The organism is Micromonospora sp. NPDC005806, from assembly GCF_042871425.1.
Lineage (GTDB): Bacteria > Actinomycetota > Actinomycetes > Mycobacteriales > Micromonosporaceae > Micromonospora.
The window spans coordinates 23279-35403 of sequence record NZ_JBIAIL010000055.1 but is presented as its reverse complement, the minus strand read 5'-3'; the positions used below and the strand labels follow the sequence as shown (position 1 = coordinate 35403).

Annotated in this window: 6 protein-coding genes and 1 pseudogene; 4 read left to right on the top strand and 3 right to left on the bottom strand. The window is 72.4% G+C overall.

The window, feature by feature from the left end; genetic code table 11:
* Nucleotides 1-205 precede the first annotated feature (205 nt).
* The 3 genes and pseudogenes from treZ to glgX form a co-directional block, all read right to left on the bottom strand.
* A complete protein-coding gene (gene treZ / locus ACFYOS_RS33145) occupies nucleotides 206-1939 on the bottom strand; it encodes a malto-oligosyltrehalose trehalohydrolase (RefSeq protein ID WP_387150224.1) in 1734 nt (577 codons plus the stop codon).
* Nucleotides 1936-4199, bottom strand: a pseudogene (treY, locus tag ACFYOS_RS33140) (malto-oligosyltrehalose synthase). Before treY ends, treZ begins: the two are co-directional and overlap by 4 nt.
* A 78-nt stretch (nucleotides 4200-4277) precedes the next feature.
* Nucleotides 4278-6398 carry a glycogen debranching protein GlgX gene (gene glgX, locus ACFYOS_RS33135; protein WP_387150221.1) on the bottom strand — a complete coding sequence of 707 codons (2121 nt, stop codon included), beginning with the start codon at nucleotides 6396-6398 and terminating at the stop codon, nucleotides 4278-4280.
* Between the two features lie 319 nt (nucleotides 6399-6717).
* On the opposite strand from glgX, the gene ACFYOS_RS33130 reads away from it, so the two are divergent.
* The 4 genes from ACFYOS_RS33130 to ACFYOS_RS33115 all read left to right on the top strand — a co-directional run bounded on the left by ACFYOS_RS33130 (nucleotide 6718) and on the right by ACFYOS_RS33115 (nucleotide 11979).
* Nucleotides 6718-8115, top strand: a complete 1398-nt coding sequence (locus tag ACFYOS_RS33130; protein WP_387150218.1) for a glycosyltransferase family 4 protein — start codon at nucleotides 6718-6720, stop codon at nucleotides 8113-8115.
* 189 nt (nucleotides 8116-8304) lie between these two features.
* Nucleotides 8305-8961 carry a response regulator transcription factor gene (locus ACFYOS_RS33125; RefSeq protein ID WP_387150215.1) on the top strand — a complete coding sequence of 219 codons (657 nt, stop codon included), beginning with the start codon at nucleotides 8305-8307 and terminating at the stop codon, nucleotides 8959-8961.
* 123 nt (nucleotides 8962-9084) lie between these two features.
* Nucleotides 9085-11196 carry a M14 family zinc carboxypeptidase gene (locus tag ACFYOS_RS33120; RefSeq protein WP_387150212.1) on the top strand — a complete coding sequence of 704 codons (2112 nt, stop codon included), beginning with the start codon at nucleotides 9085-9087 and terminating at the stop codon, nucleotides 11194-11196.
* An 81-nt stretch (nucleotides 11197-11277) separates the two neighbouring features.
* A complete protein-coding gene (locus tag ACFYOS_RS33115) occupies nucleotides 11278-11979 on the top strand; it encodes a fasciclin domain-containing protein (protein ID WP_387150209.1) in 702 nt (233 codons plus the stop codon).
* The last annotated feature ends 146 nt before the right edge of the window (nucleotides 11980-12125 follow it).

The following is a 12125-nucleotide window of genomic DNA, read 5'->3' as shown; positions in this document are numbered from 1 at the left end:
CAGCTCCGCCACCACGCCCCCAAACCCGGTCAGATGTCCGTCTCATCCAACCGGTTCCGGCCCCGCCGCCGCCAACCCGGTAAACGTTCCCGGTCAGAGCACTAGCCACCGCCTGCCCCCGGCGCCGCCCCGCCCGACCCGAACCGGACGGCTGCGCCCGATCGAGCAGCCACACCATGGCGACGGGGTACCGAGCGCGGAGAACCTACAGCGCGACGATGGCGGCCGACTCCGCCGGCAGCTCGATCCGGTCCCGCATCACCGTGACCCCCTCCCCGGTGGCCAGCAGCACGCGGCGCACCACCCCGGGCAGCGTGATCCGTTGCGGCTTGCCGGCCAGGTTGGCCACCACGAGGCACTCGCCCCGGCGCATCAGCAGGAACTGGTCGCCGTGCCGGACGTCGACGTGGCTGAGCCGGGGATCGGACAGGTCGGGACGACTCTTGCGCAGGGCGATCAGCCGCCGGTGGAAGTCGTACATCTCGCGGTGCTCGGGCTTGTCCAGCTCGGCCCAGTCGAGCCGGGACCGGATGAAGGTCTGCGGGTCCTGCGGGTCGGGCACCTCCGCCGCCGGCCAGCCGTGCGCGGCGAACTCCCGCCGGCGCCCGACCGCCACCGCGGTGGCCAGCTCCGGCTCCGGATAGCTGGTGAAGAACTGCCAGGGCGTGCTTGCCCCCCACTCCTCGCCCATGAAGAGCATCGGGGTGAACGGCGCGGTCATCAGCAGGGTGGCGCCGACCCGCAGCAGCCCGGCCGACAGGGTCGTGGAGATCCGGTCGCCGGTGGCCCGGTTGCCGATCTGGTCGTGGTTCTGCAGGTACGCCACGAACCGGTGCCCCGGCGTACGCTGCCGGTCCACCGACCGGCCGTGGTTGCGGTTGCGGAAGCTGGACCAGCTTCCGGCGTGGAAGAATGCGCCGGTCAGCACGTCGGTCAGGCACTCCAGCGAGCCGAAGTCGCCGTAGTAGCCCTGCCGTTCCCCGGTGAGCAGGGTGTGCAGCGCGTGGTGGGCGTCGTCGTTCCACTGGGCGTGCAGGCCGTACCCGCCGGCCTCGCGCGGGGTGATCAGCTTCGGGTCGTTGAGGTCGGACTCGGCGATCAGCGACAGCGGGCGGCCGAGGTGGGTGGAGAGGGACTCGACCTCGACCGCCAGCTCCTCCAGCAAGTGGGTGGCCCGGGAGTCCGGCATGGCGTGCACGGCGTCCAGCCGCAGCCCGTCGACGTGGTAGTCGCGCAGCCACATCAGCACGCTGTCGACGATGTAGCGGCGCACCCCGTCGGAGTGCGGCCCGTCGAGGTTGACCGCGCGGCCCCAGGGGTTGCTCTGCTCGGCGAGGTACGGCGCGAACATCGGCGCGTAGGCCCCGGAGGGCCCGAAATGGTTGTAGACGACGTCGAGGATCACCCCCAGCCCCTTGGCGTGCGCGGCGTCGACCAGGCGCTTGAGCCCGTCCGGCCCGCCGTAGGGCTGGTGCGGGGCGTACCAGCAGACGCCGTCGTACCCCCAGTTGTGCTCGCCGTTGAACGCGTTGACCGGCAGCAGCTCGACCAGGTCCACGCCGAGGTCGACCAGGTGGTCGAGGCGGCCGATGGCCGCGTCGAAGGTGCCCTCCGGGGTGAAGGTGCCGATGTGCAGCTCGTAGAGGACGCTGCCGGGCAGTTGCCGGCCCGTCCAGCCCTGGTCGGTCCAGGTGAAGGCGGCGTGGTCGTAGAGCCGGCTCGGCCCGTGCACGCCGGCCGGCTGCCAGGCCGACCGGGGGTCGGGCAGGGGTCGCTCGTCGTCGTCGAGGAGGAACGCGTAGTCGCTGCCCGGCCCGGTGCCGGGCACCTCGACCCGCCACCAGCCACCCCGACCGGGACGCATGTCGTGGTCGGCGACGCCGGGCAGGCGCAACCGGACCCGGGCGGCTTCGGGCGCCCACACCGTGAACTCGGTCATGCGGCAGCCTCCACGGAGTCGGTGGGAGCCAGCAGGGCGACGGGATAGGTGCTCAACAGATCATGAAGGAGCAGCTCAGACCCACTGTAGACCCGGCCGGTGAACATGTCCGCAACACCATGAACGGAAATCGACAGTCTCGTGTCGCGCCAGCCGCCGGCCCGCGCCAGCCGCAGCGGCAGCCGGGTGGCCACCGCGATCGCGCCGCCCCGGTCGAAGGCCACCGCGTGCGCGCCGGCCGGGCCGCGCGCCGGCACCGGCCGGTAGCCGGTGAACAGTTCCGGGTGGTCGCGGCGCAGCCGCAGCGTGCGGGAGACGACGAGCAGCTTGGCCGCGCCGTCGGCGGCCACCGCCGGCCGAGCGCCGGCGTCGAGCCGGTCCAGCAGCTCCCGACGTACGGCGAAGTCGACCGGGCGGCGGTTGTCCGGGTCGACCAGGGAGTTCTCCCACAGTTCGGTGCCCTGGTAGAGGTCCGGCACCCCGGGCATGGCGAGCTGGACCAGCTTCTGCCCGAGCGAGTTGGACCAGCCCGCCGGGGTGATCTCGGCGGCGAACGCGGTGATCTCGGCGTGCAGCTCCGGGTCGTCGTACATCCGGTCGACCAGGGCGTGCAGCTCGTGTTCGAAGGCCGGCTCGGGATCGGTCCAGCTGGTCGACGTCGACGCCTCCCGGGCGGCCTTCTCGGCGTACCCGTGCAGCCGCTCCCGCTCGATCGGCCAGGCCCCGACGGCGGTCTGCCAGAGCAGGTGGGCGAAGGCGGGATCGGCCAGCGGCGCCCGGGACATCCAGTCCGCCACCCGTTCGGCCCAGCGCCCGGGCAGCTCGGAGAGCACGGCGAGCCGCGCGCGGACGTCCTCGCCGCGCTTGGTGTCGTGGGCGGACAGGGTGGTCATGCTGGCCCGCCAGCGCACCTGCCGGGCGGCGGCGAAGCGGTGGAACTCGGCCGGCGGGACGCCGAAGTGGGCGGGACTGCCGCCGACCTCGTTGAGCGCGACGAACCGGCTCCACCGGTAGTAGGCGGTGTCCTCCACGCCCTTGGCCGTCACGGCGCCGGTGAACTGCGGGAAGCGGGCGGCCAGCTCGTGGGCGGGGTCGCGCAGCCGGGCGGTGACCGCGTCCAGGACGGTGGTGAGGTCGGGGCGGCGGCGGCCGGCCTCGAACCGGGCGGCCGCGAGGTGCCGGACACCCTCCGGCGGGTAGCCGCGGTAGACCGGGAAGCAGGCGGCCAGCTCGGCCAGGGCGGCCCGGGCCTGCGCGCGGGGCAGCTCGGGCACGAGCGCGGTGAGCCGGCTCAGCTCGGCGGCGAGCAGCTGGTTGGCCGCCTCCTGCTTGGTCTGGTGGGTCAGGTCCGGCCAGGAGGTGTGCCGGCCGGTCAGCCGGGCGTCCAGCGCGGTGAAGTCACCCTCCGCGTCCGGTCGACGAAGAGCCCGCCGGCCGCGGCGAGGGCGTCGTAGCCGGTGGTGCCGTCGACCGGCCAGTCGGGCAGCTCCTCGCCGTACTCGAGGATCTTCTCCACCAGCAGCCAGACGTCCGGCGCGGCGGCGCGCAGCCGGGCCAGGTAGCCGGCAGGGTCCCGCAGCCCGTCCGGGTGGTCGACCCGGATGCCGTCGAGGTCGCCGGCGTCGGCCCAGCGCAGGATCTCCGCGTGGGTGGCGCGGAAGACCGCCGGGTCCTCCACCCGCAGCCCGGCCAGGTCGGACACGGCGAAGAAGCGCCGGTACGTCAGCTCGGTGGCCCCCCGCCGCCAGTTGACCAGCTCGTAGTGCTGCCGGTCGTGCACCTCGCGCGGGGTGCCGTCGCCGGTGCCGACGGCGATCGGGAAGCGGTGCTCGTGGTACCGCATCTCCCCGTCGACCACCTTGAGGTCGTCGAGGGCGCCGGGGGTGTCGGCGAGCACCGGCAGCAGCAGCCGTCCCCGGTCCCAGTCGATGTCGAACCAGTCGGCGTACGCCGAGGCGCGCCCGGCGCGCAGCACGTCCCACCAGGCCGGGTTGGCCGCCGGGCTGGAGACCCCGGCGTGGTTGGGGACGATGTCCACGACCAGGCCGAGCCCGGCCGCCCGCAGCGCGCGGACCAGCCGCTGCCGTCCGGCCTCGCCGCCTAGTTCCGGGCTGACCGACCGGGGGTCGACCACGTCGTAACCGTGCTGGGAGCCGGGGGTGGCGGTGAGCAGGAGCGCGCTGTAGAGGTGGGTGACGCCGAGGTCGGCGAGGTAGCCGGCGAGGCCGGCGGTGGCGTCGAGGTCGAAGCCGGGGCGCACCTGGACGCCTTAGGTCGCCCCCACCCGCGTCGTCGTCGTTGCCGTCGGCTGTTCGGGTCGGGGGGTCTCGGGCATCGGTCAGGCCATCCTCTCCAGGACCAGCAGCGAGCGGTCCGGCACGCAGACGGTGCCGCCCGCCTCGACCACCAGGGTCTTGTCCGGATCCGGTTCCGCGGTGCTGATGACCAGGTCCCACCGCTGCCCGAACTCGACGCCGGGCAGGGTGAAGTCCAGCGGCGCGTCGTGCGCGTTGAACAGCAGCACGAACGAGTCGTCCCGGTGGCGCTGGCCGTACTGGCCGCGCTCCGGGATGCCGTCGCCGTTGACGAAGAGAGCCACCGAGCGGCCGAAGTCGTTGCCCCAGTCCTCGCCGGTCATCTCCCGGCCGTCCGGGGTGTACCAGGCCAGGTCGGGCAGGGCGGAGCCGGCGGCCCGGCCGCCGACCGGCAGCCCGGTGAAGAAGCGGCGCCGGCGGAACACCTGGTGCCGGGCGCGGAACTCGGTGAGCCGCCGGACGAACGCCAGCAGTTGCTCGTCGGCGCCTGCCCAGTCGACCCAGGCCAGCTCGCTGTCCTGGCAGTACGCGTTGTTGTTGCCGTGCTGGGTGCGGCTCAGCTCGTCGCCGTGGCCGATCATCGGCACGCCCTGGGAGAGGATCAGCGTGGCCAGGAAGTTACGCCGCTGCCGGGCCCGCAGGGCGAGCACGCCGGGGTCGTCGGTCGCCCCCTCGACGCCGCAGTTCCACGAGCGGTTGTGGCTCTCGCCGTCCCGGTTCTCCTCGCCGTTGGCCTCGTTGTGCTTGTCGTTGTAGGAGACCAGGTCGGTGAGCGTGAACCCGTCGTGGCAGGTGACGAAGTTGATGCTGTGAAACGGGCGGCGCCCGTCGTCCTGGTAGAGGTCGGCGGAGCCGGAGATCCGGGAAGCGAACTCGGCCAGGGTGGCCGGCTCGCCGCGCCAGAAGTCCCGCACGGTGTCCCGGTACTTGCCGTTCCACTCGGTCCACTGCGGCGGGAAGTTGCCGACCTGGTAGCCGCCCGGGCCGACGTCCCACGGCTCGGCGATCAGCTTGACCCGGCCGACCACCGGGTCCTGCTGCACCACCTCGAAGAAGGTGGAGAGGCGGTCCACCTCGTAGAACTCCCGGGCCAGGGTGGCGGCGAGGTCGAAGCGGAAGCCGTCGACGTGCATCTCGGTGACCCAGTAACGCAGCGAATCCATGATCAGTTGGAGCGAGTGCGGGCTGCGCACGTTGAGGCTGTTGCCGGTGCCGGTGTAGTCGACGAAGTGGCGCCGGTCGGATTCGGAGAGCCGGTAGTAGCTGGGGGTGTCGATGCCCTTGAAGCTCAGCGACGGGCCGAGGTGGTTGCCCTCGGCGGTGTGGTTGTAGACCACGTCGAGGATGACCTCGATGCCGGCCGCGTGCAGCGCCTTGACCATGCCGCGGAACTCCTGCACCTGCTGGCCGAGGCGGCCGAGCGCGGAGTAGCCGTGGTGCGGGGCGAAGAAGCCGATGGTGTTGTAGCCCCAGTAGTTGCGCAGCCCGAGGTCGGCCAGGCGGTGGTCGTGCACGAACTCGTGCACCGGCATCAGCTCGACCGCGGTCACCCCGAGCCGCTTGAAGTAGTCGATCATGACGGGTGAGGCGATCGCCGCGTACGTGCCGCGCAGCTCCTCGGGGATGTCGGGGTGGCGCATGGTCAGTCCGCGCACGTGCGCCTCGTAGATCACCGAGTGGTGGTACGGGATGCGCGGCGGCTTGTCGTTGCCCCAGTCGAAGTACGGGTTGACCACCACCGACTTGGGCATGAACGGCGCCGAGTCGGTCTCGTTCCTCCGGTCCGGGTCGCCACCCATCTCGTAGTCGTAAACCGCCGGGTCCCAGGTGACCTCCCCGTCGACCGCCTTGGCGTACGGGTCGAGCAGGAGCTTGTGCGGGTTGCCGCGCAGCCCGTTCGCCGGGTCCCACGGCCCGTGCACCCGGTAGCCGTAGCACTGGCCGGGTTCGATCCCCGGGAGGTACGCGTGCCAGACGTACGCGTCGACCTCGCGCAGCTCGACCCGGCGCTCGGCGCCGGTGTCCCACTCGTCGAACAGGCAGAGCTCGATTCGCTCCGCCACCTCGGAAAAGATCGCGAAGTTGGTCCCCATCCCGTCGTAGGTGGCGCCGAGGGGGTAGCTCTCGCCCGGCCAGACCTGCATGTTGCTCCTTCGGCCCATGATCATGAGCGCACCGGACGGGCGGACCGCCGGTGCGCACCCGGTAATGCCCCGCCCCACCGCGCGTCAATCCACCTGTTCGGACGGTAACCGAAGTCCACCCACCTGAGACTGCCCGACGCTTCGGGTGTCTTCCGTCACGAACTCCCTTTTCGAGATGCGGCGGGCCGCGGGATGGCGTTTCCTTGTTCCTGGACGCGTGCGCCCGCGCGGGTCCACTCGGCCTCTCGGCCACCCTCACCACGCTTCCCACGCCGCCAGAGTCGCCGGCGCGTCCCAGCATGCATGGACGGAGATTGATGTGACCATCCTGCGGGTCGGCGAGCAGCCCGCCACCGCGACGGACCGGACCCACCTACCCACCCGCACCTCCCGCCCCACCATCCCGCCGCAGCCCGGCGTCCCGCCCCGGACGCGCCGCATCCTCATGCTGTCGTGGGAGTACCCGCCGGTCCTCGTCGGCGGCCTCGGCCGCCACGTGCACGCCCTCTCCGTCGCCCTGGCCGCCGCCGGCCACGAGGTCACCGTCGTCACCCGCCACGCCGAGGGCGCGCCCCTCGAGGAGTACGCCGACGGCGTGCGCATCGTCCGCGCCGCCGAGGACCCGGTCACCTTCCCGCTCGCCACCGGTTCGCTGCTGGCCTGGACCATGGCGTTCAACCACACCCTCACCCGGGCCGCGCTGCGCGCCGCCGAGTCCGGCGGGTACGACGTCATCCACGCCCACGACTGGCTGGTCGCGCACACCGCGATGACCCTGCGCGAGCACCTGGACGTGCCGCTGGTCAGCACCATCCACGCCACCGAGGCCGGCCGGCACCAGGGCTGGCTGCCCGAGGAGATGAACCGCACCATCCACGGCGTCGAGCACTGGCTGGCCGCCGAGTCCGGCCGGGTGATCGTCTGCTCCGGCTACATGCGCGACGAGGTGACGGCGCTGTTCGGCGTGCCGGCCGGGCGGGTCGACGTGGTGCCCAACGGGGTCGAGCCGCACCGCTGGCGGGTGCCGGCGACCGCGATCGCCGCCGCCCGCGCCCGCTTCGCCGGCGACGGCCCGCTGGTCAGCTTCGCCGGCCGGCTGGTCTACGAGAAGGGCGTGCAGCACCTGCTCGCCGGGCTCCCCCGGTTGCGCGAGCGGCACCCCGGGCTGCGCGCGGTGGTGGTCGGCGACGGGCCGTACAAGGCGACCCTGGAGGCCGAGGTGCACCGGCTCGGGCTGGGCGGCACGGTCAGCATGCCGGGCTTCCTCGGCGGCACCGACCTGCCCGCGGTGATGGCCGCCTCGGACTGCTTCGCGGTGCCCAGCATCTACGAGCCCTTCGGCATGGTCGCCCTGGAGGGCGCGGCGGCCGGCGCACCCCTGGCCGTCTCCCGCACCGGCGGGCTGGCCGAGATCGTCGAGCCGGGCGTCACCGGGATGACCTTCGCCCCGCAGGACCCGGACGGGCTCACCGAGGCGGTGCACGCGCTGCTGTCGGACCGGGAGCGCGCCCGCGCCCTCGCCCGCCGCGCCCGCGCGATGGTCCACGAGCAGTACGGCTGGTCGGCCATCGCGTCCCGCACCGCCGCCGCGTACGCGACCGCCATCGCGCAGGACACCGCGTTCACCGCCGACCGGGCCGAGCAGCGGATGGCGCTCGGCCGGGCGCTCCCGCCCCTGCCGGAGGGCAACCTGCTGGTCGCCGCCGGCCTGCGCTGAGGCGTACCCGCGGGCGGGCGACCTGGTAAGGGGTCGCCCGCCGACGGCACCTTCCGTCCAATGAGCTCAACGGTCCGGGTCGAAGAGATCATCATGCGGTCACGATCTGCCGTCCGGCCTGGTCACGGCCGGTGTCCATCAGACAGACTCGCGTGGACCTGTCGGGACGAGGTCCGAGGAGAGACGCGGGTGCGGGTGCTCCTGGTGGAAGACGACCTGCGAGTCGCCTCCGCGCTGGCCGCGGCGCTGCGCCGCCGGGGCCACGCGGTCATCACGGCCACGACCGCGTCGGAGGCGGCCGGGGCGGGCCCGGTCGACCTCGTCCTGCTCGACCTCAACCTGCCGGACCGGGACGGCCTGGAGGTGTGCCGGAGGATCCGGCGGGACGACGAGGACGTCGCCATTATCGCGGTGACCGCCCGGTCCGAGGAGCGGGACCGGATAGCGGGGCTACGGGCCGGCGCCGACGACTACGTCGTGAAGCCGTTCTCAATGGCCGAGCTGCAGGCCCGGATCGAGGCGGTCATGCGCCGTACGGCCCGGGCCACGCGAGCGGAGGCGACGCTCAAGGTCGGCGACCTGCGGGTGGATCTCAACGCCCGGCGGGTCTGGCTCTCCGACCGGGAGGTGAGCCTGACCCGCAAGGAGTTCGAGCTGCTGATGGCACTGGCCCGGCAGGCGGGCACGGTGGTGTCCCGGGAACGGCTGCTGCTGGACATCTGGCAGACCACCTGGAACGCCGGGCACACCCTCGACGTCCATGTGGCGGCCCTGCGCGGAAAGCTCGACGACGCCGGCCTGGTGGAGACCGTACGCGGGGTGGGCTACCGGCTCCGGGCGAGCTGAACCGGCGCGGCTCCGCCCGCGAATCCTCAGATCATTCTCAAGAAAACGGCCACCGTCGACCATGGACGAGGTGGCTGGCGTGTGCTGTCCGCATCGAGTCATCCCACCTGTTCTGGAGCTTGCATGAGAGACAGACGGACGACAGCCCTCATCTCCCTCGTGCTCGCCGCGAGCCTCGCGGTGTTCACAGGACCCCTACCAGCGCAGGCCGAAGCGGCGGCGCAGGCCGAGCCGAACCAGGTGCAAGGCCTCACGGTCGTGCAGGGCGACGGCTACGCCACCCTCGGGTGGACGCCGGTCGACGGCGCCACCGACTACCAGATCGAGCGCACTCCGGTCGCCGCGGACGACTCGGCCACCGGCCCCGCCGTGATCACCGGCGTCTGGCGGCCGAACCGCCAGATCAACAACTCCTCGCCGACCTTCGCCGACGCGGGATTCAACCCTGGCGCCCGGTTTCAGTGGCGGGTGCGCGCCCGCTTCGGGGACACCGCGCAGCCGTACTCGTCACCGGTGTCCGGCACCACCACGCCGCCCTGGGGCGACCCGAGCATTCCGGGCGAGAACCTCCGGACCCAGTGGGAGACCACTCTCGCCGCGCAGTACACCAGCGACGTCAACGAATACGCCTACACGGCGGCGATCGACGAACTGAGCGACCGGGTCCGGGTGACGGAGATCGGCAGGACCGCGCTCGGCCGGCCGATCAACATGTTCGTCATCGGCTACCCCACGCCGGCGGCCACCCCGGCGGCGGTGGCGGCCACCTCGCCGTTGATGATCAACTGCAACGTGCACGGCAACGAGCCCGGCGACCGCGAAGGCTGTCTGATCATGGCGCGGAAGCTGGCCTTCAGCAACGACGCCCGGACGATCGACCTGCTGTCGCGCACCACCGTCCTCATCGTCCCGACCATCAACGGCGACGGCCGCGCGGCCAACACCCGGGGCAACTCCACCGGTCAGGACCTGAACCGCGACTACTCGCTGATCCGCCAGCCCGAGACGTTCGCGCTGGTCAACATGCTCCGCGAATACCGGCCGGTGGCCGGCTACGACGGGCACGAGTTCGGCAACTCGAGCGCCGGTGACCTGCCGATGCTGCCGCCGCGGCACCAGAACGTGGCCCAGTCGATCTTCGACGAGTCGCAGCACATGATCGAGGGCCACATGTACACCCAGGGCGCCAAGGACGGCTGGTGGCCGTGCCCGTACGGGTGTAACGGGGGCGGAAACGTGGGCCTGAGCGAGGAGACGATCCTGCGCAACACGCTGGGCCTCAAGAACGTCGTCAACTCCCTGCTGGAACTGCGGAGCTCCGGTGGCACCACCCGGCCGGACGAGGGCAACACGGCGAACAACCGGCGGCGCAAGACGTACTCCGCGATGTGGACCTTCAACCAGTTCCTCGACTACCACCGGGCGAACCTCAAGGAGATCACCGCGGCGCGGGCCGACGCGATCACCTTCCAGGTCTCGAACACCGGCCGGATCGTCTTCCGGGGGTCCCGCCCGATCGAGGCGCACCCGGCGCCGCACCCGGGTGAGGCCCCACCGCCGCTCGACGCCCCGCGGGACGGCCAGATTCTCGACGACGCGCCGTGCGCGTACAAGCTCACCGAGGAGCAGTACCACGGGGCCCGCACCGACGGCCCGGCCGGCCAGCGCACCACCGTGGCCCAGCGCCTCGCCGCGCACGGCTGGAAGGTGGTCAAGGTCGCCGACGGGTACGTGGTCCCGCTGGCCCAGCCGGAGCGGGGGCTGATCCCGCTGCTGCTCGACGGGCAGGGTGTCGAGAAGCTGGTGGACGGCGAGCGGCTGTACCCGACCGTCACCGGCCCGCACAGCGGTCAACTGGTGGTCTCCGGGGTGACCTGCCTGCGCGACGCGACCGTGACCGGTCCGGTCCGGGTCCGGTCGGGCGGGACGTTGATCGCCACCGGCTCGTCGATCACCGGCCCGGTGGACGCCAGCGGTGCGGCCGGGGTCTTCCTGACCGACAGCGCGGTGGAGGGCCCGGTCCGGATCGCACAGTCCAGCGGTCCGGTAGTGGTCGTCGACGCCAAGGTCACCGGCCCGGTCGAGGTGTCGAACAACCAGGGCGACGCGCCGCTGGTGGCGGCCAACACCGTGAGCGGTCCGCTGCAGTGCAGCGGAAACGCCGCGGCACCGGTCAACCTCGAGCTGGGCAACTCGGTGCAGGGCCCGAAGAGCGGCCAGTGCGCGAGCCTCTGACCTGCTGATCGTCGTACCGGCAGGCCCGGCCCACAGGGGCCTGCCGGTACGACACGTCCCCGACCGGACCTGGAGAGCGCCGTGGACCAGCCCGTCATCCCCCTGCGACCCCGATCCCACCCGCTGCTCCGCCGGGTCCGCCGTCGTCACCCCCGGCGACGGCTGACCGCGCTCGCCGCGGTCGCCGTGTCCCTGCTGCTCACCGGCTGCACCGGCGCCGAGCCCGGGGATGCGGCCAACGGAAAAGCCGCTGCGGCGGCGCCGGTCGTGAGCGGACCGTTGTGCGATCTGCTGCCCTCGGGCAGCGACCCGGGCAACCCGGCGGCCCTGGCTGGTCAGCCGCCCGAGGTGGCCCTGCAGTGGCTTCCCGTGCTCACCACGTTCGACGCGGCGGTACGGGCGTCCGGGCTGGCAGCCGACCTGCACTCTGGGTCGGGGCTGACCATCCTGGCCCCGACGGACGACGCGTTCGCGGCCAAGTTCTCCGAGGACAACCTGGACCAACTGCTCCTCGTCCAGCAGGACACGCTCCGCGGCCTGCTCCGCGAACACCTCGTCGCCGGGTCGCTGTCCCTGTCCGACATGGTGGCCGCCGGCGGGGTCACCACACTCGCCGGCACCAAGGTCACGGTCACCGGGGGCGGGGGGACGGCACGCCTGGCTGGCCAGGCCGACACCGTGTGCGCCGACTACCAGGTCGCCGGCGCGCGGATCCACATCATCGACCGGGTGCTCGGCAAGCTGCCCACCACGGGCGGCGAGGACGGGCACCGGGCGCACTGACCGGCGCGCGCCGGATCTTGACCGCGGAAAACCACAGGTCATAGGTTTCTATCCACGTCAGTTGATCTCCCTCAAGCGAAGAGAGGCAACCCGATGCGCCTGTCGAAGCGTCCCCCAGGGGCGGTCCCCGCCAGAAGAACGGCCAG

Excerpts from the sequence above, each read along its gene's own strand:
- glgX (WP_387150221.1), bottom strand. The coding sequence starts at position 6,398 with ATGCAGGTCTGGCCGGGCGAGAGCTACCCCCTCGGCGCCACCTACGAC.
- treZ (WP_387150224.1), bottom strand. The coding sequence starts at position 1,939 with ATGACCGAGTTCACGGTGTGGGCGCCCGAAGCCGCCCGGGTCCGGTTG.
- ACFYOS_RS33120 (WP_387150212.1), top strand. The coding sequence starts at position 9,085 with ATGAGAGACAGACGGACGACAGCCCTCATCTCCCTCGTGCTCGCCGCG.